Here is a 23517-nt window from a genome sequence, read left to right on the forward strand (position 1 = left end):
AAGGCCTTAGCATTTTCTGTAGTTTTAGAGAAGCCGGAATTCTAATTTTAACCCCTAACCAAAAGAAAAAATAACGAATATGAAGAAAACATTACTTTTTTTGATTTTTAATTATACTCTTTCTTATGCTCAAAATGATGGCACTTTAGACACTTCTTTTGGAAAAAATGGTATAACAATTACCGATCTCACTTCAAACGGTATCGATTATGCCTTCGACGGAATACAATTAGCAGATCATAAAATTCTTGTTGGAGGTTACACTTCTGCAAACAGCAATTCCAGCTTAGTGTTAAAATACCTGCCCGATGGCACCTTAGATCTCTCTTTTGGAACGAAAGGTTATTCCATGATCAAATTTGGAAATGAAAAAAGCGCTGTCAGAAAAATTGGAATTCAGTCTGACGGAAAAATTATTCTATCCGGACGTTCTGGCGAAAGATTCGCATACGCAGCTATAGCGCGACTCAATACTGACGGAACTTTAGACACCACATTTGGAACAAATGGAATTACTAAAAATATACTCGGATCAGAATCTGATCTACAATCCATACACATTTTACCTAATGATAAAATGATAGCCGTTGGATATGTTTTGAATGACAATTCAGATATTCTGATCTTAAAATTAAATGCTGATGGAACGTACGACAACAGCTTTGGTAATAATGGTGTTCAGGTGATCAACTTTGATTCACTTTCACAAAGGGCGTTTTGTTCAGTTATGAATGGAGACAAAATTTTAATTGGCGGCTCAGTAAGCAACCCCACTGAAGCATCATTATTGGTACAATTAAACGCAAACGGAAGTATTGATACTTCTTTTGGCACAAATGGTTACCGTTACGTACAATTTGATTCGAATGCTCGGGAAGATTATGATCGTTTCCTATCTGTCAAAATAGATAAGGATAAAATCTATGCGGTAGGAGCTAAAGCAATCACTCCTTTAAAATATGTCATTAATTTGGCAAAATTCGACATCAATGGAACTCTTGATACTACCTTTAGTGATGATGGAAAATTACTAATTGACACCAAAAGTGATAAAGATTTTATAAACGACCTTAATATTCTTCAAGACAATTCAATTCTTTTGGCTGGAGTAACGGCTGTATCGAATTCATCAAATAGTTTATTGATAAAATTAAATCCCGACGGAACTTACAAAACAAACTTCGGCAACAAAGGAATTGTACTCTCAAACATGAATGCCTCCAATAGCACCATTCAAAAAGTAATTGTAAATGAAGCTAATTTAATAACAGTAGGTGTTAGTTCCTCTCGATCGGCCAACATTGGTTTGGCAAAATATAAAAATTCAAATACTTTGGGGATTCCGGAAAATCAATTACAAAGCAAGAGTTTTAATGTTTTTCCAAATCCGGTTAAAGACAAACTAAACATCACATCTTTATTGGATCAAAAACCTGATTCCATAACATTAATCAATTCAAAAGGGCAAATTATACTTGAAAACAAAATAAACACAGAACAAATAAATCTAGAAAACTTTGCTGAGGGAATCTATATTTTAAAAATTCAGTCAAATGGATTAACAGAAAACGTAAAAATAGTCAAGTATTAAAATCGGGAAAATGTAATACTATTTAGTGATATCAGATTCATCACTATTCTTCTTTTCATTCATTTTTGCAACCAAAGCCTTCAAACGTAATGCCTGTGCTTTTTTCTCCTCCTGAAGCTTAGCCTTTTTTCGTTTTAGCAATTTGGTATGCAAAGCCTTGTTTTTGCCGTTTTTTTCAGGTCCTTTCGCCATGGTTTATAGTCTTTTTAATTGCTCTTGCAAAGATAAGAAAGTGATTGTATCGAAGAATTAAAATATACTCTATTAAAAACATGGAATAATGATTGATAGTCTATAAAAAACAAAGGCTCAAAAGTGCTATGTAAATTCTCACAACCTATAAAACTATCAAAATCATGAAAGAAACAGTCTACAAGAGTTTACTCCTATCCTTACTTCTCACCAATATTTGGAGTGTAATTACATTTTTCATTTACTTTTTTGAAAGCCCAGGAATGTTTAGTGGCTTTAAAACACTTGAATTTTTCACATACTCTTGTTGGATCTCTGCCGGCTTAGGATTAGTGATCATATTACTTTCATTTATAAAAAAGTTAAAAATTGAACTTAAAATCTTTTCACTCACATTGATTTTCTGGATCAATCTGTTCTTTTTTATTCTACTTTTAATTACAATAGCACTAGAAATAATTGACTCTGAATCATTCTTTGACCTATTCTTTTTCTTCAACATCATTATTGCACCAATATCCTTGCTGAGGATTAAAACAATTTATAAACTGGTAGAAAAACAACAAAACCAAAAGAATTGACCTTGTTTTTTGTCACGGGAATCTTTTCTGATATTTATTATACCTTTATAATTTCATTAGAGCGAATCCAAATTTGTAATTGATTTTTATTTCAAAAAAATGACACCAACCTTCTTCCCCACCCAAGAAAAATTCAGAACATGGTTAGAAAAGCATCATCAAAAGGAAACCGAACTTTTAGTTGGTTTTTATAAAGTGAGTACCAAGAAGCCATGCATGACCTGGTCAGAATCTGTTGATCAGGCGCTTTGTTTTGGCTGGATTGATGGCATTCGAAGATCTGTCGATGAAGAAAGTTATACGATACGGTTTACACCCAGAAAAAAATCCAGTATATGGAGTGCCATCAACATCAAAAAAGTAGAAGAACTCACTAAGGCCGGACTCATGCTACCCGAAGGCTTAAAGGCTTTCGAATTAAGATCTGAAGAAAGATCTAAAATCTACTCGCATGAAAGAGAAGCTTACCTACTTGACCCGGAATTTGAAAAACAATTTAAAGACAATAAAATAGCCTGGGAATATTTCAACAATCAGGCGCCATCGTACAAAAAAGTAATAATTCACGTAATTATGAGCGCCAAGCAAGAAAAAACCAGACTTGCAAGATTAGAAAAAGCAATAAAATTTAGCGCCGAGGGAAAACGAATGTTATAAAAAGCTGTTGTTTTGATATGGTATAATCTGTAACTTTATTCCGTTAAAAAAGTAAAAAAGAAATAATGGAAGGAAGAATAGCATTGGAATATTACGTCTTAGATGTATTCTCAAACGAAAGTTATAAAGGAAATCCACTTTCTGTCGTTTTTACCGATGGTAATTTAAAGCTGGAAACTTATCGTGATATTTCTAAAGAATTTCGCTACTCCGAAACCTCTTTTATTTATTATTCTACAAGAGAAAAAGCACTAATGGTTCGTTCCTTTACCCCAACAGGAATCGAAATCGATGGTGCAGGACATAACCTATTAGGCGCTGTCTGCGGTGCTCTCTTAAAAGGAATGCCCATTTTTGAAGAGCAAAACGAAAGTGAACAATTTGTAATTATGAAACATTCCGCCATTCCGTTAACGGTTACTCTTGATCCTGTTTCTTTCTATCCTCTTGTTCAAATGCATCAAAAATCGGCAGTCATTAAAGAAGAAATCCCAACTTATAAAATTGCAGTCGCGCTCGGTTTAAAAATTGAAGATCTAGATGTAAATGCTTTTGTTCCAACAATAGTTAAAACAGAAGTTGCCCATACCATGGTTCCTATAAAAAACAGCCAAATACTCAATAGTTTTGTTCCGGACAACCAGCTTTTAATCGAAATTTCAAAAGAATATAAATCTGAAGGATTTTATTGTTTCACTCTTGCTGATGAAAATCAGGAACATATAGTCGAAACCCGATTCTTCAACCCGATTATCGGAATAAATGAAGATCCTGCTACCGGAACTGCTGCCGGCCCACTGATTGGCTTTTTAACACAAAAGAAATTCACTAAATCCGATAAAAAATACAAAATTCTTCAGGGTGTACGATTAAAACAGCCCTCGATGATTGAAGTGATGAATCGCGAAGAAGATATCCTGGTTGGAGGTTCCTCCATCATAACGATGCGCGGAGAACTTTACTTATAAAAAAAGCTGCACATGATGCAGCTTTTTCATAAATCGAAACTATTACTTTTTGATTTCTTTTGGTAATGTTGGTTTCTGCTGAGGTGGAATACGTTTCTTTAAAAACAAAATCTGCCCTAGATGACTCGACTGATGTTCCATAACATGAAACCAGCAATATTGATTACTCATATCATACTTTGTCTGAACTTCGGCAAACCAAGCATCGTCTCTCTTTTTTAACTCCGAAATTGTTTTGGCTCTTACTTCATTGTAGATGTCCAAATAATATTGAATATCATGTCCTTTAAATTCATCTCGTCCACCCTGATCCAGGTTTAAAGCCGCATCCCACTTTTTTTTCTCTTCCTCATTAAATCCTCTGTTTTCAAAGGTAAAAACCTGATAGTACTTTTCGGCTGCGGCCAAATGCATCACTAATGCTCCAATTCGGTTGGCTTCTGCGTCATGCAAATAATCAATTTCGTACTGATTCATATTCTTCACTGTTCTTTCTACACGAGACTTAAGGTCTTCAAGCATCGAAATCATATCTCCAATTTTTGGTGATGCTCCTTCCACATTTCCAATCTTTGCTTCTGCTCGCGGTTTAATCCCGCTTCCTTCCAACAATAAGCTGCTTTTACCATCAGTACTGGATTTGTCTAGTGTAATTTTGTATTCTTTCACTTTCACATAAGCATCTTTTGAAATACCCAGACCCCATTTCGGAATTTCACCATTTTTTAATGAGGTTTCAAAACTTGGGTTTAAAACTGCCAAAGGCTCAAAAACACCTTTGTCATTCTCGATCAGCAATTCGAATTTATCAAAATAGAATTTACCGTTATACAAACACAGACCTCCAAAACTAAGTGATTTACTATTTTTATCGATAGTTCCTTCTATGGTATAAGATTTCCATTCGTTTGATTTAACCGGTCGATCACTCATATTATCAAAAAAACCTTCCTCTTCATTCTTGGTATCAACTCTTGCCCAAACTCCTGCCCAGGCCTGAGGTTCGGTACTTTCTACTTTTACCGATGCGATTACTTTAAACTTCTTTTTAACAGGAGACTGAATTTCTATCGTTTGATTGAAAGATGTCCAATCACTCGAAACCGTCTTTTGTGTTTGGGCATGAGCCAAAACAAAACATAAAAGCAACAATGGGGTTACCAATTTTTTCATTCTTTATATTTTTAAAAATTTAGGTAAATATAACACACTTTTTTAAGGAAATAACTTATCATAATTGAGAAATTAGGCAAAAATGAAAACAAAAAAAAGCCACATCAGTTTAGATGCAGCTTCTTTATCAGAATAACCAAAAACGAGGTTCTTAGTTTGTTTTCATTGGTGGTAAATCGAATGCTTTTGACTCGTGTTCAAAATTATTACGGTGTCCGCCATCGCAAAAAGGCTTATTTGCCGATAATCCACAACGGCAAAGGCCCAATGTCGATCTTCCTTGTAGTCCGTAAACAGCTCCTTCAGAATCCATGATTTCGAAATCGCCTTCTATTTTTATTGATCCATTTTTATTGATGATCAGTTTTGTCTTGCTCATAAAATTGCCTTTTTCTTGTTTTTTTGAACACAAAGGTTGCGAAATAAATCTTGAAGATTTTAACAGAGATGCTAGTTTAAACTGGTTCTATTTTATGCGTTATTGCACAAAGTTACCAGAAGGTTTTCGCAGAGATCCTCCAATTTTTTTGTTGGGTTGCGATAATCTCGCGAAGACACAAAAACGCAAAGTTTAATTTATAGCTGATGATCAACGGCACTGTTGTCATTTCGACCGAAGGGAGAAATCCTCGCAAGAAGCTCCGCAACAGTGCGCGCTCACCATGTGAAGATTTCTCCCTTCGGTCGAAATGACATAACAATGGGGTAAATTTCTTTGTACCTTCACCTCTTCACGACATCCAAAAAGTAAAATTCTTCGCGAATCTCGGTGAAAATGGTTGCGAAACTCCGTGAAATAACAAAATCTCAATTCTATTGCTTATTTTTGCACTCAATAAAATTGAGTTATGATACAGAATCCAAAGAGATATACTATTACGGCAGCCTTACCTTACACCAACGGACCTATACATATTGGCCATTTGGCGGGGGTTTACGTGCCTGCAGATATATATTCGAGATATTTACGTTTGCAAGGAAAAGATGTTGCGTTTATTTGCGGAAGCGATGAACACGGTGTTGCAATTTCAATGAAAGCCAAAAAAGAAGGAGTTACGCCACAAGAAGTTATTGATAAATACGACGGAATTATCCGTAAATCGTTTGCTGATTTCGGAATTTCATTTGACAATTATTCCAGAACTTCGGCTAAAATTCACCATGATACCGCTTCGGAATTCTTTAAAACATTGTATGATAAAGGAGATTTTATTGAAGAAGTAACCGAACAATTGTACGATGCTAAAGCCAATCAGTTTTTGGCAGATCGTTTTGTGGTTGGAACCTGCCCGAAATGTGGTAATGAAGAAGCTTACGGAGATCAGTGCGAAAAATGCGGATCGACTTTAAATGCAACCGATTTAATTAACCCAAAATCGACAATTACCGGAGAAACTCCAATTTTAAAATCAACGAAACACTGGTTTTTACCGCTAGACAGATATACCGATTTCTTAACCGAATGGATTTTGGTTGGACATAAAAACGACTGGAAACCGAATGTTTACGGACAAGTAAAATCATGGGTAGACGGCGGACTTGAGCCTCGTGCGGTAACGCGTGACCTTGACTGGGGAATTGATGTTCCGGTTGAAGGTGCCGAAGGAAAAAAATTATACGTTTGGTTTGATGCCCCTATCGGATACATCTCCTCTACTAAAGAATGGGCTGCCCGTGAAGGAAAAGATTGGGAGCCTTACTGGAAAGATGAAGACACGAAACTGGTTCATTTTATAGGAAAAGACAATATTGTTTTTCACTGTATTATTTTCCCGGCAATGTTAAAAGCTGAAGGAAGCTATATTTTACCGGACAACGTACCTGCAAATGAGTTTTTGAATCTGGAAGGAAACAAACTTTCGACTTCTAAAAACTGGGCGGTTTGGTTGCACGAATATTTAGAAGAATTTCCGGAGAAACAAGACGTCTTGCGTTATGCTTTAACGTCAAACGCACCGGAAACTAAGGATAACGATTTTACCTGGAAAGATTTCCAGGCAAGAAATAACAACGAGCTGGTAGCGATTTTTGGAAACTTCATCAATCGTGTGGTGGTTTTAACCAATAAATATTACGACGGATTTATTCCAAAACCGAATGATTTCAACGAAGTTGACGAAGCTGCTTTGGCAGAATTGAAAGCTTACCCGGCTGTCATTTCAAGTTCGGTAGAGCGTTACAGATTCCGTGAAGCTTTAGGTGAATTGATGAATGTGGCTCGTTTAGGAAATAAATATTTAGCCGACGAAGAGCCTTGGAAAGTAATGAAAGACAATCCGGAGCGTGTAAAAACTCAAATGTATGTAGCACTCCAAATTGCTGCTGCGTTGAGCATTTTGGCAGAACCATTTTTACCTTTTACTGCTGCAAAATTATCCAGAATCCTGAAAAACGAGGGGAAATTGAAATGGAATGATGTTGCTGAAAATTCAGAATTGATTCCGGAAGGCCACCAAATAGGTGAAGCCGAATTACTTTTTGCAAAAATAGAAGACGAAGAAATTCAAAAACAAATAGACAAATTGGAAGCTACAAAAACCGCCAACCTTGCCGAATGCAAGCAACCTGAACCACAAAAAGAACTCATTCAATTCGAAGATTTCGCTAAAATGGATATCCGTGTTGGAACTATTTTGGAAGCAGAAAAAATGCCAAAAGCCAACAAACTTCTGGTACTGAAAGTAGATACCGGAATTGACGTTCGTACAATCGTTTCAGGAATTGCAGAAAGCTTTTCTCCGGAAGAAATCATCGGGAAACGCGTTTCAGTCTTAGCCAACTTAGCGCCAAGAGCACTACGCGGTGTAGAAAGCCAGGGAATGATCCTGATGACTACAAATGCCGAAGGAAAACTAGTTTTCATCAATCCGGATGCTGATGCTCCAAATGGTGAAACGGTAAACTAAACTGATTTAGATATTTAGCATATCGTTTGTCATTTCGAGGAACGAGAAATCGCACGCGAGATTCACGCACTGTTGTTGAGTTTCTAGTGCGATTTCTCGTTAGAAAATGACAACATTACAGAACTAAAAACAAGCCAAAATTCTTACATTCTATTGTTTCTTTCAAATTTATATTCGTACGTTTGTACTGACAAAATATTTGAGAGACTTTCAATAATAAACTTATTAAAAGTAACAATAAGCGAAACCCTCATCATGGTGCTGGAGCAGGAAACTGCCCTTGATCTATTCTTTTGAATATTTTGTCACACCTAAAATGAGGGTTTCGTGCGTTTAAAATTTTCGATCATGACAGAGGAAAATCAAAAACCAACACAACAAGATGTACTGCCAGCGGTAGCACAATTTCTTTCCTTTCTTTGGATGGAAGGAGAATTTAGAGAACAACCGGAATACTTGTCCGAGATTTTCGAGGCAATTCTGGAAACAGAGATTGGTGACAACCAGGATCTGCGAACTAAAATGATGAACTGCATCAAAACCAGTAAGATGTTAGCGAAAGCGCTTGAACCATTTTCTGACCTGCAAATTAAAGAAGCTTACAGTAAAATTTTGAATGCTTAACACTCTCTTAAACGCGTGAAATTGGTAATCGATTCACGCGTTTCTTTTTTGATGTTTTATTTGAGAAAAAAGTAAGATCTTAGCAAAAAAAAACTCCTTGATCATGCTAAAAAAAATACTTTTGACATTCCTGCTTTTAAATAGTTTGCCTTCTTTTTCTCAAGATATTGCAAAAGAATTTGATTTAAAATTAGAAGAGAAAAGAGATTTTTTTCAGGTAGTCAATGAAGATAAAAAAGAAGTGATTCTGTTTTTAAATGATAAGGAAAAAACTAACGCTATAAGATTTGATGAAAAATTCAATATTATAGATTCTTTAACTATTGTAAGACCAGAAAAAAAATACGAGAGCATTATTGGTTATAGTCAAAAGGATAATAATTGTTTTGTTTTCTGGGCATCGAAAGACAGAAAAGAAATTAGTTCACAATATATCAATTTTACAACTGGAAAAACTGAAAATAAGGCAATTGCTTTAGAACTAAAAAAGGAAAAAATAGTTCAAGAACTTACTATCAACAACAAGTTTTACCTTATTACAATAATAAAAAACACAAGTACTTTAAAGTTTTATATATCTGACGATAATGGGAATCTAAACGAAAAAATAGTTGACTTGTCGCATTTAGAATTTAAGAACATATTTGATCATCCCGAAAACTTATATACTGTTCTAACAGATGAATCTTCAGAACCTTGCTTTCAAACTATAGCCAATGACAGTCCTCCGTCATTAGCATTAAGCTCTAAAAGATACAAAATTTACACCTATAATCCAGAGGAGATTATCTTCACTATTGATAATACTACACATGCTACACAAGTTTTAAGAATTAATCTTCAGTATTTTACACCAAATCTTATATCTATTAAGCAACAAAAAACAACTAAAGGCGAATATGGTGCAATAACATTTAGATCAAATTCTTTTTTGATTGACAACAAAATTCTTCAAATAAAAACCAATGCTTTTGTTTTGTTTTTTACAATTAGTGATTTAAATGGTAACATTCTTAAAGAATATAAAGTTTTGCATGATCAGGAAATTGATTTTAAAAATTCTGATTTCCTCCAGCAAAAGAACAGCTTTTTTTGGCGAAAGAACGATATTTTTTCCAGCACAAAACCTATTAAAAATTCAGAACAATTTCTTAGAAGAATTAAAGACGTGCCTAGTGTATCGTGCTATAATTTGAATGGAATTTATTATACCGCTATTGGAAGTTCAGAAGATATAACTCAAGGTTCTGTTGGAATATCAATGAATCAAAATTTAATGAGTACGGGCGGAATGGGAATGAATGGAACTACAATGATACCTTTTAATTCAGGAAGAAGTTATACCGTAACGAATTTAATTTCCTATAAAAACAAAGCAGTAGTTTATACGAATTGTATATTTGATTCTACTTTTAATCATCTTGATCGTGAGATGAAAATCTCCGCTTTTGACAAAGCTAGAATTTTCTTAGAAGAGAACGAAGAAATTAAAAAAACGGTATCAATATTTTCTAAAACTCTATACAAAGATTTAATACTTTTTAAGTTCAAAAATAGTTTATATCTAGGAAGTTATAATAAGAACAATAAAAAGTACCAAATTTTCAGCTTTACTGAATAACTGTTATAAATTTTAAACTTCTTTAGAAAAAACATAAGCTTTTAAATCCGCTATTTGGAAAGTACAAATTAAAAATGAAATGAAAATCACCAAACCAAGATTAGCCTTAATTTGCGGAATACTATGTATTTCTATTTTTCCAATATTGGTTAAACTAAAACTGGCGCCGGGGCTAATTTCGGCTTTTTACAGAATGTTTTTTGCTGTGATTTTGCTTTTGCCCTATGTAATAATCACCAAAAGTTTTAAACTTCCAAAAACGAAGCCTTTTCTTCTGGCGGTACTTTGCGGTATTTTATTCTCTTCAGATGTTGCCGTTTGGAATATTGCTATTCAGGATTCGAGTGCTACGCAAGCTTCTTTACTTACCAATTTATCACCGCTTTGGGTTGGAATTGGCTCTTTTTTCTTTCTTAAAATACGACCAGCCACCAATTTCTGGATCGGAACCGTGGTTTCCTTATTCGGAATGATCACTTTGGTAGGCTTTAGCTTTTTTATGGATTTAAATTTTGATCAGGCCTTTTTGTTCGCTGTTTTATCTGGTATTCTCTATTCGATTTATCTTTTGGTCAGCAAAAAAGTACTTTCAGATGTTGATGTTTTATCCTTTATGACGATTAGTTTATTGGCTTCAAGCGTTTACCTGGCCATACTTTGTTATTGTTTGAATCAGCCTTTTACAGGTTTCTCTGATACGGGTTGGTTTGTATTGGCGCTTCAGGCAGTAATTTGTCAATTGTGCGCATGGCTTTCTATCAGTTATGCCACACAACACATGCGTGCCACAAGGGTTTCGTTAAGTTTATTAAGTCAGGCTGTAATTACATCCATTTTAGCTTGGTTGTTTTTGGAAGAACAAATAACTTTACAAATGGTTTTCGGCGGAATCATTTTACTCTTCGGAATTAGAATTACGTTCTATGATAAGACGATTTCATTAAAAAAACTTTTCTGAGTCATTGGCTCGCGGATGACGCTGATTTTACGGATTTTCGCAGATTGATTATTCATCTGAATCATTAAATTCGTGAATTCGTGGCGAAAAAATACTCTCGCAGATTTAGCAAATCTGGCAGATTTTTTTTAGAGTCATTGAAATCATTTTAAGCTGTGGCAGTAAAAATTAGTGAATTCGTGGCGGAAAAACCTGAAACAAGAAAAACTTCAAACCTGAAACAAAAACATTATGTTACATAAAAACAAAATACCCAACTTAAAAGTAATCGCATTTGATGCCGATGACACTTTATTTGTAAACGAACCTTACTTTCAGGAAACAGAACATAAATTCTGTGCTTTGATGGAAGATTACCTTTCTCATCAAGGGATTTCGCAGGAATTGTTCAAAATCGAAATCGAGAATTTATCTTTATACGGTTACGGAATCAAAGGTTATATTTTATCGATGATTGAAGCAGCCATAAACATTTCGAACAAAACCATTCCGATTGAAGTTATCGAAAAAATCATCCAATACGGAAAAGAATTACTCGAAAAACCGATCGAACTACTGGACGGAGTCGAAGAAACGCTAAAAACGCTGCACGGAAAATACAAACTGGTTGTGGCGACCAAAGGCGACCTAAAAGACCAGCACAGCAAATTACACCGTTCGGGACTGGGGCATTATTTTCACCATATCGAAGTAATGTCGGACAAACAAGAGATAGATTACACAAAATTATTAGGACGTTTAGACATTCAGGCAGATGAATTTCTGATGATTGGAAACTCACTAAAATCGGATGTTTTACCTGTTTTAGGAATTGGTGGTTATGCGGTGCACATTCCGTTTCACACTACTTGGGAGCACGAAAAAATCAATCACAAAATAGAACACGCGCATTTTAGTTCTTTCGAAAAAATTACTGAAATCCTTCAGAACTTATTGTAATGAAAACACTTTTAGACTTAGAAAACTGGAATAGAAAAGAACATTTTGCACATTTCATTCAAATGGAAGAACCCTTTTTTGGCGCTACCGTCGAAATTGATTGCACCCAAGCCTATGAAACTGCAAAAAGTCTTCAATCCTCCTTTTTTATCTATTATTTGCACAAGACACTCACTGCTGTAAATGCCATTGAGAATTTTAAATACCGTATTTCCGGAGATCAGATCTACGTTAACGATCGCATCGATGCCTCGGCCACAATTGGACGTGAAGATGGCACTTTCGGATTCTCTTTTATAGAATACAATCCTGATTTTAAAATCTTCCAGAAAACAGCTTTAGAAGAAATCGAGCGCATTCAAAACACCACAGGTCTATTTACAAGATCCTTTGAGAATGATAATTTAATTCACTTCTCGGCAATTCCTTGGTTGAATTTTACTTCGCTTTCGCATGCCCGTAGTTTTACTTTTCCGGACAGTTGTCCAAAGATTTCTTTCGGAAAAATGATAACTTCCCCAACCGGAAAAAGAACTATCGCAATGTCTGTTCACGTACATCATGCCTTAATGGACGGATTACACATGGGACAGTTTGTTGATTATTTTCAGGAACTAATGAACCAATAACTCCAAAATAAAGATCTAAATTTGGAATGATTTTTGTCGATAAAAGCACATGAAAAAACTAATCATTTTCTTGTTACTAACCTATCAGTCAACGCTGTTGAGTCAGACCGTTTTGGCTTCCTATCCGTTAGATTTAAAAAGGTACGATCAAAACAATAACATCTTAAATGTCGAAAATAAGGCAACACATGATGTATTTGTTTTTGTTACAAACACTCAGAATCTTACCATTTTAAGATACAATAATGCTTTGTTTCTAAAAGATGAATTTACTTTATCGCGCACCAATATTGAAAACAGATCCATTATTGGATATAGTTTCAGTGAAGACGGGAATCCAAGTCTTTATTGGGCTTCCGAGGATTCTTCAGATATTTTGGTCATTAAATATTATTTAGAAACCAAAACGTATAAGATTCTAAAATTTCAATATCCTTCTTCAAGTGAATATATCGTTGCTAAATTCCAAAGCAATAACCAATTCTATCTGCTTTCCAAAGATGTTTCACAACATACTCTGACAGCTTACGTTTTTAAAAATGGAATAGTAGAAGAACGTATATTTGACTTCTCTTCTTTTACTTTTCAAAATAGAAGAACCCAGCCCTTGTCTTTTAGCCAGATTATTAAAGAAAACCCAATTATAAAAATTGATCCGGATGATTATACTCCTTTAGACAAAGCTTCTAAAAAAAGTAAAATTTATATCGAGAACAATCACTTTATCCTGACATTTGATCATAATCCAAAAGAAACACAGCTTTTTGATTTGAATTTGGACAATCAGGATGTTATTGAAAAGAAAATTACGCAGTCTGAGACTAAAACACCTCGAAAAATAAGCAACTCTTTTTATTATGAAAAGAAACTTTATCAAATCAATGCCAACGAAGATGAGCTGTTGCTTGACATTAGGAATTACAATTCGGGAGAGCTTATAAAAAACATCCGAATTACAAAAGAAGATACTATAAGTTTTAAAACGTCTCCTTTGTTTGTTCAACAAGGCGGTGAACGCAAACCTCGGGAATTAAAAAACACTAAGAGATTTCTACAGCATTTGTTTGCTTTAGAGATAGGTTTATCCGTTTATGAAAACGGAACAAGCACTTCTATGACTCTTGGAGGAACACCACGCGTTGGCGGCGCTTATTACACAGTGATGAATGATACTTTTACGTGGGACTATCTGCCGGTTGTAAACGACGAAACCGTATTTTTTGAAACTGCTTTAGACCAAAAATCTGAGTTCACTAGTAAAGATCTGGCACCAATGGCACTTGACAATTTGTATTATTATTTAAATACAAATAAAAAAGCAACCTTAGGAAATGTTTTGAAGTTTAGCGACTATTACATTTTAGGCTATTACGATACTGCCTCAAAACAATACACGATGCGTAAATTTACCGATGGATTTCCGGACGATCAGATGCAAAACCCAATCATAGACAAAGCTACTTTCTCGAAACCCTTTTCTTTTGAAAAACCTTAAATTAATTGAGAATTAATCCAAATGTCTGATGTTTTCGGGTTTGCAAAAAAGGGAATGGATTATTTTTTCTAACTTTACATAAAAGACACATATTATGTTATCAAAAAATATTGAAACAGCTTTAAACAAGCAAATCCGCATAGAGGCAGAATCTTCGCAAACCTACCTTTCTATGGCTTGTTGGGCTGAAGTACACGGACTTGAAGGAATTGCTCAATTTATGTACACACAGTCAGACGAAGAGCGCGCACACATGCTAAAATTAATAAAGTATGTAAACGAACGCGGAGGTCACGCTCAGATTACCGATCTAAAAGCGCCTAAAACATCTTATTCTACGTTTAAAGAAATGTTTGAAACTCTTTACAACCATGAGATTTTTGTTTCAGAATCTATCAACGAATTGGTACACATTACTTTTTTAGAAAAAGATTATGCAACACATAATTTCTTACAATGGTACGTATCTGAACAAATCGAAGAGGAAGCTACAGCTAAATCGATCTTGGATAAAATTAACTTAATTGGAGATGACAAAGGTGGACTTTACTTGTTCGACCGTGATATTCAACAATTAACGGTTACAAGTTCGATCGCTATCAACCCAAAATAAAAAAAGTTAAAGTTTATTTAGAATATATAAAAATAACATTTTTCTTTTATATTTGCCTCTGTTTTTATAATACAGAGGAAAATTGGGCAAGAAAGAAAAAGACAAGGACAAAAAAAAGGATAAAAAGAAAAAGAAGAATAAAGCTATCCTTGAGAACATTAAGAAGTTGGAAAACTGTAAATCTTCATGTTGTGAGAAATACAAAAAAAGCGAAAAGAAACGTTGCTCACGTTGTCCTATGTTTGATTTATTCAAAAAAACGGCTTAACGATTATATACAAACCCACCAACTGGTGGGTTTTTTAATTTAAAGCAATAGGCTCTTTCCAAACAAAAGTTCAATAGAACACGGATTAAACTGATTCGCTATGCGAATCCGCGGATGAAAACAGATATTTTGAATTATACGAAATATGTAATCCGCAATCTGACAATACTTTACTTTATCCATTTTGAAAATCCGTTCCCATCTGCGTCTTCGTGAAACAAATCCGCGTCATCTGTGTTACAATGCAAAAGAAGCTCTTAACTTTTACTATTGACTCGCACATTCCTTAAATCTTTGTGTAACTTTGTTGATATCCGTTTTTACTACTACGGTTAAAAACGAATTTCCCTATTTTTAATATAGATCCTCAAAAAGACGCGGCATTACTTATGGAAAACCAAATTACGATACCCAAATCCAGTCTGGATTTTCTGACTCAGGTTAAAGAAAACAATAACAAACCCTGGTTTGATTTACATAAGCCAAAGTACCTAATCGAATTAAATCATATTGAAACCTTTGCAGAGGTTTTGCTTCAGGAGCTTTCTAAAACAGATGTTCTTGAAACGACTTCAGGCAAGAAAAGTGTCTACAGAATTTATCGCGACATTCGCTTTTCTAAAGACAAAACCCCCTTTAAAACCTTTTGGGGAGGCAGCTACACCAGAGCAACAAAAGAAAGACGTGGTGGTTATTATTATCATCTCGAAAAAGGAAACAGTTTTCTTGCCGGTGGTTTCTGGGGACCAAACGCTGCAGATCTAAAACGCATCAGAGCCGAATTTGGTCACGACCCTCAACCTATGCAGAAAATAGTGCAGTCAGAATCTTTTATCGGCAATTTTGGTTCTTTACAGGGAGAACAGCTCAAAACAGCCCCCAAAGGATATGATATAAACCATGAAGCGATTGATTTACTTCGTTACAAACAGTTTCTCGTTATCAAACGTATTACCGACGAAGAGGTATTAAGCCCTCACTTTCTGGAACAGGCTCTCGAAACGTTCAAAAACATGAGACCCTTTTTTGATTATATGAGTGAAATCTTAACAACAGATATTAATGGTGCTTCCATTTTATAAAACACAAACCGGACAGGTTTTTAAAACTTGTCCGGTTTAGATTACTTATGATCAACACTATTTACTTCAACAGTAAAATTTCAGTGACAACCACTTCGGTAATAAACTTTTTCTCTCCGTTTTTATCGTCATAACTTCTGTGAGTCAGCTTCCCTTCAACGGCAACCTCTTTTCCTTTCACTACGAACTTTTCGATAATTTCAGCCGTTTTGCCCCAGGCCGTAACACGATGCCATTCCGTTTGTTCGACTTTCTCTCCCTTGTCATTCGTGTACTTTTCGTTAGTAGCGATACTTAAATGCGCTAGTTTTCTTCCGTTTTCTAAAGTTTTAATCTCCGGATCGTTTCCTACGTTTCCAATTAACTGTACTCTGTTTTTCATTGCATTCATGGCGTATAATATTTAAATGTTAGTATAAATGAATTCGTTAATCAAATTCAACAAGGCAAAGATGCGATCAACCTCAGCAATTATCCGGTTGACAACTATTTACTTTCGGTTGTAACTATTTGTAAGCGTTTGTAAGTGGAAATTATTTTGTATATTTGAGAGAAACCTTACGATATGCAGACAAAAATCAATAAAGTCGAATTACGAAATTTGGAATTCGATGACTATAAGCAGCTAAAAGATTCTATGGTAGAATCATATCCCGAAATGGCAGATTCTTACTGGAAAGAGGACGATATTAAAAGACTACTTTCCATTTTTCCCGAAGGACAGCTCGTTATACTGGCGGATGGAAAAGTCGTAGGATCGGCACTATCGTTAATTGTTGATGAAAAACTAATTGACAAAAGACACAACTACAGACAAGCAACAGGAAACCATACTTTTTCTACCCATAATAAAAATGCTGAGATTCTGTATGGAATTGATGTTTTCATTCATCCCAATTATCGGGGTTTGCGTTTAGGCCGACGTTTGTATGACGCTCGAAAAGAACTTTGCGAACAGTTAAATCTAAAAGCGATTGTCTTTGCCGGCAGGATTCCAAACTATGCCCAGCATTCCAAAAAGCTCACTCCAAAAAATTATATCGACAAAGTAAAACACAAAGAATTACACGATCCGGTACTTTCTTTTCAGTTAAGCAATGATTTTCACGTACTTCGAATTATGAAAAACTACCTCGAAGGCGACGAAGAATCAAAAGAATTTGCGGTGCTTTTAGAATGGAACAATGTGTATTATGATGAAAGTCCGAAATTGATTAACCTCGAAAAAAGTGTCATCCGTCTGGGACTGATTCAATGGCAAATGCGTCCGCTCAACAATATAGAAGAGTTTTTTGAGCAGGCGGAATTTTTTATTGACGTAGTTTCAGGTTACGGAAGTGATTTTGCACTGTTTCCTGAACTTTTTATAGCGCCTTTGATGGCTGATTACAATCATTTATCCGAAGCCGAAGCCATTCGCGAACTGGCCCGATATTCTGACCCTATCAGAAAGCGTTTTCAGGAATTCGCCATCTCATACAACATCAATATCATTACCGGAAGTATGCCTTATTTAGACAATGGCAACCTGTACAATGTTGGTTTTCTATGCAAGAGAGACGGAACTTCTGAAATCTATACTAAAATCCACGTAACACCAAATGAAGTGCAGCATTGGGGGATGAAAGGCGGTTCTCAATTTAAGACCTTTGACACCGATTGCGGTAAAATTGGTATTCTAATTTGCTACGATGTCGAATTTCCGGAACTTTCAAGAATTATGGCCAACGAAGGAATGAATATTTTATTTGTTCCGTTCTTAACTGATACACAAAACGCATACACCAGAGTAAAACACTGCTCGCAGGCGCGTGCCATCGAAAATGAATGTTATGTCGCAATTGCCGGCTGTGTGGGCAACCTGCCTAAAGTAAATAATATGGACATTCAATATGCTCAGGCATCTGTTTTCACCCCTTCTGATTTTGCTTTTCCAAGCAACGGAATCAAAGCCGAAGCAACACCAAATACAGAAATGACGCTTATTGTTGATGTTGATTTGAACCTGCTGAAACAACTTCACGAACATGGAAGTGTACGCACATTGAAAGACCGAAGAACAGATTTGTACGAAGTTAAAAAGATAGATTCATGAAAACATGCCTTGAATGCTCTGAAAAAATTGTAGGCAGGGAAGATAAAAAGTTCTGCTCAGACAGCTGTCGAAATGCCTACAACAATAAAATAAATAAAGACAGTACGAATTTCATGCGTAATGTGAACAATAAATTACGGAAAAATTACCGAATTTTGAGCGAACTAAACTCTGAAGGTAAATCTAAAGCAACGAGAGATAAAATGATAAACAAAGGTTTTGATTTCGATTTCTTTACCAATATCTTGCAGACCAAAACAGGAAATACCTACTATTTTCTGTACGACCAGGGATATCGCTCTTTGGACAATGATTATTTTATGCTTGTTAAGAAAGAAATATAGTACATATTTACCATGAAAAAAAACCAGACCTCAATTCTAGCCGTAATTTGCATTCTTACCATTCTTGGTATTTTATACGCCACAATGATGCCGCAGTTAATTTCTAAAGGAGATGAAGCCCTTGCTGAATTTTCTACGGACAGAGCCTTAAGTCAAGTCAAAATTATTGCTCAAAAACCGCATTATGTAGGTTCACTCAATCACGAATTGGTAGCCAATTATCTTAAACTGGAACTCAATCGAATTGGATTGGAAACCAGTGTTCAGGAAGGTTTTACGTTAAATGACAAAGGGCTTCTTGTAAAATCAAAAAATATTCTTGCACGTATAAAAGGCACCAACAATACAAAAGCACTTTTGCTTCTTTCTCATTACGATAGTGCGCCGCACTCTTTTTCAAAAGGTGCAAGCGATGATGCTTCAGGTGTTGCTACTATTCTGGAGGGAATCCGTGCTTTTTTATATGCTAAGCAACCCCATAAAAATGACATCATCATTCTATTTTCTGATGCTGAAGAATTAGGTTTAAACGGCGCGGCACTTTTTGTAAACAGCCATCCATGGGCAAAAGACGTAGGTTTAGTTCTTAATTTTGAAGCCAGAGGGTCGTCAGGGCCAAGTTATATGCTAATGGAAACCAACAAAGGAAATGAAGCCCTTGTAAAAGAATTTTCGAACGCAAAAACTACTTATCCTGTTTCTAATTCGCTAATGTACAGCATCTACAAAATGCTTCCAAACGATACTGATTTGACGGTTTTTAGAGAACAAGGAAACATTCAGGGATTCAACTTTGCTTTTATCGATGGTCATTACAATTACCACACACAACAAGATGATGTGCAGCACCTAAGTAAAACCACACTGGCGCACCAGGGAACTTACCTGATGCCCTTGTTAAAATACTTTTCCAATGCCGATTTAAATGCTACAACTTCAACAGAAGATGATGTGTACTTCAGCGCTCCGTTCTCTTTCATCAGTTATCCTTTTTCATGGGTACTACCAATGACTGTTATTGCTTTGGGATTGTTGATTCTTTTCATTTTTATTGGAAAAGCCAAACGTGTTATCACTTTCAGAGAGATATTTAAAGGATTCGTTCCATTATTGGGATCTATCGTAATAGCGGGTCTGGTAACCTTTTTGGGATGGAAAATTATTCTACAAATATATCCGCAATATTCTGATCTCCTAAATGGATTTACCTACAACGGACATGCTTATATCGGTGCGTTTGTAACGCTAAGCATTGCTATTTCATTTGCTTTTTACCACCACTTTTCAGACGCTAAAATCACCATGAACCATTTTGTAGCACCATTGCTGCTCTGGATCATTATTAATGCATTTATAGCAAACAGCCTAACCGGAGCTGGTTTTCTGATTATTCCTGTATATTTTGGTATACTCTTGTTCGGAATTTTTGTTCTTACACAGCATTATAGTTTGGGACTCAACCTCTTGTTTAGTATTCCGGCATTTGTTATCATAGCACCATTTATCGTGATGTTTCCAATTGGTCTTGGATTAAAAATCCTTTTTGGAAGTGCCATACTTACCGTATTGCTTTTCAGCCTGGTGTTACCCATATTTGGTCCGTTTGCTAAAAAAGGAATCTGGACGATGTTCTTCTTTGCTGTTTCAATTGGCTTTTTTATCTATGCAGGATATCACTCAGATTATGAACCCGGAAAAGCAAAATCAAACAGTTTACTATATGTTTATAATGCCAATACTAATTCGGCCACATGGGCTACCTACGATGTCAATTTAGACGATTGGACCAAAACCTATCTAGGGCAAACAAATCAAAAAGCCGTTGGTTTAAACACATTACCAATAGCCAGTAAATACAATTCAGGTTTTACCTATAGTTCAATTGCTCCAGTTGTAGCTGTTCCAAAACCAACAATTGCGTTCTTAAAAGACAGCGTGGTTGGTAATAACCGATATTTAAAAATAAAAATCACTCCAAACAGAAAGGTAAATCGTTACGATATTTATGCCAATCCAAAAATGACTTTTTTCAATTTCAAAGCCAATGGTGTTGCAACTTCAGGACAAAAAGGAAATCGTCTGGAGCGCGATGGTATGAAAATATTATGCTACTATGTTGTAGGCAATGAGCCTTTGGTGATGGAGTTTTACATCAACAAATCATCCGTTCTTGACATGGATTTAATTGAAAGTTCTTTTGATTTAATGACGAATCCGCTGCTTAAGGTAAAACCGAGAAGCGATTGGATGATGCCAACACCTTTTGTTTTAAATGATGCCGTATTGGTTCAGCAAAAAATAAAAAGATACACAGCACCGGTAACTTCTCCTGCCACCGCAACAATAGCAAAAGACACCACCACTATAAAAAAAGACAGCCTAAAACCTCTTGCAAAGCCAATTGTAAAACCGCAATAAAACCATCTGTAATGGCAACAAATATTTCTACAATTCTGTTAAATGCCCCATTAGAAAAAGTCTGGAACACCTTGACTCAGCCTGAACTGGTCAAACAATGGCAGTACGGCAGCGATTTAATTACTGATTGGAAAATTGGTAACGAAATCAGATTTAGAAATGAATGGGAAGGTCAGGTTTTTGAGCAATGGGGAACGGTTCTGGAAGTTATTCCGAATCAGAAAATCAAGTATTCTTTATTCTTTCCAAGGCCGGAATTAGAAGATAAACCGGAGAATTACTTCATCATGAGTTACATTCTAACTGACGAAAATCAGAAAACAAAACTCGAAATTGTTCAGGAAGATAATCGTCCCGGAGCGGTTCAGGAAAAACCGCAGGGCGAAGAAAATCCAATTTTACAAGGATTAAAAGCTTTAATCGAATCATAAAAATAATAAAGGCAAACTTTCTGTAAAGTTTGCCTTTATTATTTAACAGGTGCATTCCATTTTCAAACCCGTTTTTATACCGTTTCTTCCCTCAGTAGCATAACCATCAAACTTCCACCACTCGATTCCTCCAATTAATTCTTTTACTTTAAAACCAAGTTTTGCCATATTCAAGGCTCCCTTTGTTGAAGCATTACAGCCAATTCCATCGCAATAGGTTACATGTAAAACCTCTTTATCCAGATGTTGCATATTCTCAACCGTCATTTCACGATGCGGAATATTTATCGCTGTGGGAATATGTTCTGTTTCAAATCCAAAAGCTTTCCGGGCATCAATCACGATTACTTTTTCTCCGTTATTCAAGGCATCGAACAAATCAGACGGATCAATTTCGAAGGCTAGCTTATTCTCGTAGTGTTTAATTTGTGCTTCCATTTTTACAGTTTTTAGTGTTTTAGTTTTTCAAATGTAATATCGTGGTGCTTTCCATAAAAACGAAAAGAATTCATTCATTTGATTACTTTTTTTCATAGAAAACCCATCCTAAAATTTTGTTCCTTTGTACTTCTAATTCCCTAAAAAATGGAAATACGTCATTTACGATTAATAAAAGCAATTGTTGAAGAAGGAAGCATCACTAAAGCAATTGACAAGTTGCATTTGACACAATCGGCTTTGAGTCATCAGCTTAAAGAAGCCGAATACCAGTTGGGAACCGCTATTTTCCTGCGAACAAATAAAAAGCTAGTTCTAACCAAAGCCGGCGAAAAGATCTACGAACTTGCCAATGAAATTCTGGACAAACTCTCGCAAACCGAATTGCAAATCAAACAAATGGTTTATGGAGAATACGGTGAAATCAGAATTAGCACCGAATGTTTCTCAAGTTATCACTGGCTTCCATCGGTTTTAAAACAATTTCATCTTTTATATCCAAATGTTGAGCTTAAAATTGTAACCGAAGCAACTCATATTCCAATACAAAAATTACTGGAAAACACCATTGATATTGCAGTAATCAGCGATCAGATCAAAGACAATAACATTCGATATATTGAACTTTTTCAGGATGAAATGGTCATGGCAGTTTCTGAGAATCATGCCTGGGCAAACAAAAAATATGTTGTAGCCGAAGATTTTATCGACGAACATTTACTCATTCACTCCTTTCCGATGGAAACGGTTACGATACATCAGTTTGTACTGGCACCCGCCAAGATCACCCCCAGAAAAATAACTGCCCTGCCGCTTACAGAAGCATCGCTCGAAATGGTCAAAGCCGATATGGGTGTAATGTCAATGGCAAAATGGGCGTTATTACCTCATTTAAAAAACAATCCTATAAAAGCCGTAAAAATTGGAAAAACGGGTTTAAAAAGAAAACACTTCATAGCGATTCGGGAAAATCAGGAATATCCGGATTACTTTTACCGCTTCATCACTTTTTTACAAAACGAAATCAATCTTCAATGGAATATTCAATAAGAAACTGCGAACTCTCTGACTTATCAAAGTTGGTGGTTTTATGCCAAAAACATGCCGAATTCGAAAGGGCTGAATTTTCTTCGGAAGGAAAAGAAGATAAATTAAAAGAAGCCCTTTTTAGAGATCAGCCGAAACTGCATTGTCTGGTAGTTGCAACAAAAGAAACGATTGTAGGTTATACTTCCTTTACTTTTGACTTTTCAACCTGGAATGGCGCAACTTTTCTTTATATGGATTGTCTGTTTCTGGAAGAAGAAACCAGGAGTTTTGGAATTGGTGAAATTCTAATTGAAAAACTAAAACAAATTGGAAAAGAAAACAATTGCATTAATATGCAATGGCAAACACCTCAGTTTAACGAAAGAGCCATCAAATTCTATCACAGAATGGGCGCAAAAGGAAAAGACAAAGTACGTTTTACTTTAGATCTCTAATATTCTAATC

The 23517-nt window shown here is 35.5% G+C and carries 23 protein-coding genes; 18 read left to right on the forward strand and 5 right to left on the reverse strand.

Translation table 11 applies throughout. The features are described from left to right. Positions 1–79 precede the first annotated feature (79 nt). The gene (locus tag AC3IS6_RS04490; protein ID WP_489163860.1) at positions 80–1591 is read left to right on the forward strand and encodes a T9SS type A sorting domain-containing protein; all 1512 of its coding nucleotides are present in this window, start codon (positions 80–82) and stop codon (positions 1589–1591) included. Positions 1592–1609: 18 nt separating this feature from the next. Here AC3IS6_RS04490 and AC3IS6_RS04495 read toward each other — a convergent pair whose 3' ends face one another. Beyond that, positions 1610–1783 carry a hypothetical protein gene (locus AC3IS6_RS04495; RefSeq protein WP_263362221.1) on the reverse strand — a complete coding sequence of 58 codons (174 nt, stop codon included), beginning with the start codon at positions 1781–1783 and terminating at the stop codon, positions 1610–1612. 680 nt (positions 1784–2463) lie between these two features. On the opposite strand from AC3IS6_RS04495, the gene AC3IS6_RS04500 reads away from it, so the two are divergent. After that, on the forward strand, positions 2464–3021 hold the full coding sequence (locus tag AC3IS6_RS04500; RefSeq protein ID WP_489163861.1) for a YdeI/OmpD-associated family protein: 558 nt from the start codon (positions 2464–2466) through the stop codon (positions 3019–3021). Between the two features lie 65 nt (positions 3022–3086). Beyond that, positions 3087–3989, forward strand: coding sequence for a PhzF family phenazine biosynthesis protein (locus tag AC3IS6_RS04505; protein ID WP_489163862.1), 903 nt, complete (start codon positions 3087–3089; stop codon positions 3987–3989). Between the two features lie 42 nt (positions 3990–4031). Here AC3IS6_RS04505 and AC3IS6_RS04510 read toward each other — a convergent pair whose 3' ends face one another. Further along, complete coding sequence (locus AC3IS6_RS04510; protein ID WP_489163863.1) at positions 4032–5162, reverse strand: DinB family protein; 1131 nt, start codon at positions 5160–5162, stop codon at positions 4032–4034. A gap of 151 nt (positions 5163–5313) precedes the next feature. Continuing rightward, on the reverse strand, positions 5314–5541 hold the full coding sequence (locus tag AC3IS6_RS04515) for a CDGSH iron-sulfur domain-containing protein (protein WP_489163864.1): 228 nt from the start codon (positions 5539–5541) through the stop codon (positions 5314–5316). A gap of 469 nt (positions 5542–6010) precedes the next feature. On the opposite strand from AC3IS6_RS04515, the gene metG reads away from it, so the two are divergent. The 9 genes from metG (at position 6011) to AC3IS6_RS04560 (ending at position 16297) form a co-directional block, all read left to right on the forward strand. Continuing rightward, the gene (gene metG, locus AC3IS6_RS04520) at positions 6011–8068 is read left to right on the forward strand and encodes a methionine--tRNA ligase (protein ID WP_489163865.1); all 2058 of its coding nucleotides are present in this window, start codon (positions 6011–6013) and stop codon (positions 8066–8068) included. 348 nt (positions 8069–8416) lie between these two features. Beyond that, positions 8417–8692, forward strand: coding sequence for a hypothetical protein (locus tag AC3IS6_RS04525; RefSeq protein ID WP_489163866.1), 276 nt, complete (start codon positions 8417–8419; stop codon positions 8690–8692). 103 nt (positions 8693–8795) lie between these two features. Next, the gene (locus AC3IS6_RS04530; RefSeq protein ID WP_489163867.1) at positions 8796–10313 is read left to right on the forward strand and encodes a hypothetical protein; all 1518 of its coding nucleotides are present in this window, start codon (positions 8796–8798) and stop codon (positions 10311–10313) included. Between the two features lie 79 nt (positions 10314–10392). After that, positions 10393–11271 (forward strand): DMT family transporter, encoded by an 879-nt coding sequence (locus tag AC3IS6_RS04535; protein ID WP_489163868.1) that lies wholly within the window; start codon positions 10393–10395, stop codon positions 11269–11271. Between the two features lie 231 nt (positions 11272–11502). Next, positions 11503–12210 (forward strand): HAD family hydrolase, encoded by a 708-nt coding sequence (locus AC3IS6_RS04540; RefSeq protein ID WP_173964415.1) that lies wholly within the window; start codon positions 11503–11505, stop codon positions 12208–12210. Next, complete coding sequence (locus tag AC3IS6_RS04545) at positions 12210–12839, forward strand: CatA-like O-acetyltransferase (protein ID WP_489163869.1); 630 nt, start codon at positions 12210–12212, stop codon at positions 12837–12839. The genes AC3IS6_RS04540 and AC3IS6_RS04545 overlap by 1 nt, the downstream gene beginning before the upstream one ends. 49 nt (positions 12840–12888) lie before the next feature. Then, positions 12889–14334: a hypothetical protein gene (locus AC3IS6_RS04550; RefSeq protein WP_489163870.1), complete on the forward strand. Its 1446-nt coding sequence runs from the start codon at positions 12889–12891 to the stop codon at positions 14332–14334. Positions 14335–14428: 94 nt separating this feature from the next. Then, a complete protein-coding gene (locus tag AC3IS6_RS04555) occupies positions 14429–14947 on the forward strand; it encodes a ferritin (protein ID WP_173964418.1) in 519 nt (172 codons plus the stop codon). Positions 14948–15604: 657 nt separating this feature from the next. Beyond that, positions 15605–16297 carry a DUF2461 domain-containing protein gene (locus tag AC3IS6_RS04560; protein WP_489163871.1) on the forward strand — a complete coding sequence of 231 codons (693 nt, stop codon included), beginning with the start codon at positions 15605–15607 and terminating at the stop codon, positions 16295–16297. A 61-nt stretch (positions 16298–16358) separates the two neighbouring features. Here AC3IS6_RS04560 and AC3IS6_RS04565 read toward each other — a convergent pair whose 3' ends face one another. Next, positions 16359–16688 (reverse strand): single-stranded DNA-binding protein, encoded by a 330-nt coding sequence (locus AC3IS6_RS04565; protein ID WP_489163872.1) that lies wholly within the window; start codon positions 16686–16688, stop codon positions 16359–16361. Between the two features lie 174 nt (positions 16689–16862). Between AC3IS6_RS04565 and AC3IS6_RS04570 the strand changes: the two genes are divergently transcribed. Genes AC3IS6_RS04570 through AC3IS6_RS04585 form a run of 4 tightly spaced genes read left to right on the forward strand, consistent with a single transcriptional unit; the run spans position 16863 to position 21585 of the window. Next, positions 16863–18392: a bifunctional GNAT family N-acetyltransferase/carbon-nitrogen hydrolase family protein gene (locus AC3IS6_RS04570; RefSeq protein ID WP_173964428.1), complete on the forward strand. Its 1530-nt coding sequence runs from the start codon at positions 16863–16865 to the stop codon at positions 18390–18392. Further along, the gene (locus AC3IS6_RS04575; RefSeq protein ID WP_489163873.1) at positions 18389–18736 is read left to right on the forward strand and encodes a hypothetical protein; all 348 of its coding nucleotides are present in this window, start codon (positions 18389–18391) and stop codon (positions 18734–18736) included. Before AC3IS6_RS04570 ends, AC3IS6_RS04575 begins: the two co-directional genes overlap by 4 nt. A gap of 12 nt (positions 18737–18748) precedes the next feature. Then, a complete protein-coding gene (locus AC3IS6_RS04580; RefSeq protein WP_489163874.1) occupies positions 18749–21154 on the forward strand; it encodes a M28 family peptidase in 2406 nt (801 codons plus the stop codon). Between the two features lie 11 nt (positions 21155–21165). Next, a complete protein-coding gene (locus AC3IS6_RS04585) occupies positions 21166–21585 on the forward strand; it encodes an SRPBCC family protein (protein ID WP_489163875.1) in 420 nt (139 codons plus the stop codon). A 42-nt stretch (positions 21586–21627) separates the two neighbouring features. Here AC3IS6_RS04585 and AC3IS6_RS04590 read toward each other — a convergent pair whose 3' ends face one another. Further along, positions 21628–22023 (reverse strand): rhodanese-like domain-containing protein, encoded by a 396-nt coding sequence (locus AC3IS6_RS04590; RefSeq protein WP_489163876.1) that lies wholly within the window; start codon positions 22021–22023, stop codon positions 21628–21630. A 147-nt stretch (positions 22024–22170) separates the two neighbouring features. Between AC3IS6_RS04590 and AC3IS6_RS04595 the strand changes: the two genes are divergently transcribed. Together AC3IS6_RS04595 and AC3IS6_RS04600 are read left to right on the forward strand one after the other, a co-directional pair. Further along, positions 22171–23073 (forward strand): LysR family transcriptional regulator, encoded by a 903-nt coding sequence (locus tag AC3IS6_RS04595; protein ID WP_489163877.1) that lies wholly within the window; start codon positions 22171–22173, stop codon positions 23071–23073. Next, positions 23058–23507: a GNAT family N-acetyltransferase gene (locus AC3IS6_RS04600; protein WP_489163878.1), complete on the forward strand. Its 450-nt coding sequence runs from the start codon at positions 23058–23060 to the stop codon at positions 23505–23507. Before AC3IS6_RS04595 ends, AC3IS6_RS04600 begins: the two co-directional genes overlap by 16 nt. Positions 23508–23517: the final 10 nt, after the last annotated feature.

This window comes from Flavobacterium sp. KH_035 (assembly GCF_057839565.1).

What these genes read in the sequence shown, in the direction of transcription:
- AC3IS6_RS04535 (WP_489163868.1), top strand. Translation starts at nt 10,393, where the DNA reads ATGAAAATCACCAAACCAAGATTAGCCTTAATTTGCGGAATACTATGT.
- AC3IS6_RS04600 (WP_489163878.1), top strand. Translation starts at nt 23,058, where the DNA reads ATGGAATATTCAATAAGAAACTGCGAACTCTCTGACTTATCAAAGTTG.
- AC3IS6_RS04555 (WP_173964418.1), top strand. Translation starts at nt 14,429, where the DNA reads ATGTTATCAAAAAATATTGAAACAGCTTTAAACAAGCAAATCCGCATA.
- AC3IS6_RS04550 (WP_489163870.1), top strand. Translation starts at nt 12,889, where the DNA reads ATGAAAAAACTAATCATTTTCTTGTTACTAACCTATCAGTCAACGCTG.
- metG (WP_489163865.1), top strand. Translation starts at nt 6,011, where the DNA reads ATGATACAGAATCCAAAGAGATATACTATTACGGCAGCCTTACCTTAC.
- AC3IS6_RS04515 (WP_489163864.1), bottom strand. Translation starts at nt 5,541, where the DNA reads ATGAGCAAGACAAAACTGATCATCAATAAAAATGGATCAATAAAAATA.
- AC3IS6_RS04500 (WP_489163861.1), top strand. Translation starts at nt 2,464, where the DNA reads ATGACACCAACCTTCTTCCCCACCCAAGAAAAATTCAGAACATGGTTA.
- AC3IS6_RS04560 (WP_489163871.1), top strand. Translation starts at nt 15,605, where the DNA reads ATGGAAAACCAAATTACGATACCCAAATCCAGTCTGGATTTTCTGACT.
- AC3IS6_RS04570 (WP_173964428.1), top strand. Translation starts at nt 16,863, where the DNA reads ATGCAGACAAAAATCAATAAAGTCGAATTACGAAATTTGGAATTCGAT.
- AC3IS6_RS04575 (WP_489163873.1), top strand. Translation starts at nt 18,389, where the DNA reads ATGAAAACATGCCTTGAATGCTCTGAAAAAATTGTAGGCAGGGAAGAT.
- AC3IS6_RS04495 (WP_263362221.1), bottom strand. Translation starts at nt 1,783, where the DNA reads ATGGCGAAAGGACCTGAAAAAAACGGCAAAAACAAGGCTTTGCATACC.
- AC3IS6_RS04585 (WP_489163875.1), top strand. Translation starts at nt 21,166, where the DNA reads ATGGCAACAAATATTTCTACAATTCTGTTAAATGCCCCATTAGAAAAA.
- AC3IS6_RS04510 (WP_489163863.1), bottom strand. Translation starts at nt 5,162, where the DNA reads ATGAAAAAATTGGTAACCCCATTGTTGCTTTTATGTTTTGTTTTGGCT.
- AC3IS6_RS04590 (WP_489163876.1), bottom strand. Translation starts at nt 22,023, where the DNA reads ATGGAAGCACAAATTAAACACTACGAGAATAAGCTAGCCTTCGAAATT.
- AC3IS6_RS04540 (WP_173964415.1), top strand. Translation starts at nt 11,503, where the DNA reads ATGTTACATAAAAACAAAATACCCAACTTAAAAGTAATCGCATTTGAT.
- AC3IS6_RS04505 (WP_489163862.1), top strand. Translation starts at nt 3,087, where the DNA reads ATGGAAGGAAGAATAGCATTGGAATATTACGTCTTAGATGTATTCTCA.
- AC3IS6_RS04565 (WP_489163872.1), bottom strand. Translation starts at nt 16,688, where the DNA reads ATGAATGCAATGAAAAACAGAGTACAGTTAATTGGAAACGTAGGAAAC.
- AC3IS6_RS04530 (WP_489163867.1), top strand. Translation starts at nt 8,796, where the DNA reads ATGCTAAAAAAAATACTTTTGACATTCCTGCTTTTAAATAGTTTGCCT.
- AC3IS6_RS04595 (WP_489163877.1), top strand. Translation starts at nt 22,171, where the DNA reads ATGGAAATACGTCATTTACGATTAATAAAAGCAATTGTTGAAGAAGGA.
- AC3IS6_RS04545 (WP_489163869.1), top strand. Translation starts at nt 12,210, where the DNA reads ATGAAAACACTTTTAGACTTAGAAAACTGGAATAGAAAAGAACATTTT.
- AC3IS6_RS04580 (WP_489163874.1), top strand. Translation starts at nt 18,749, where the DNA reads ATGAAAAAAAACCAGACCTCAATTCTAGCCGTAATTTGCATTCTTACC.
- AC3IS6_RS04525 (WP_489163866.1), top strand. Translation starts at nt 8,417, where the DNA reads ATGACAGAGGAAAATCAAAAACCAACACAACAAGATGTACTGCCAGCG.
- AC3IS6_RS04490 (WP_489163860.1), top strand. Translation starts at nt 80, where the DNA reads ATGAAGAAAACATTACTTTTTTTGATTTTTAATTATACTCTTTCTTAT.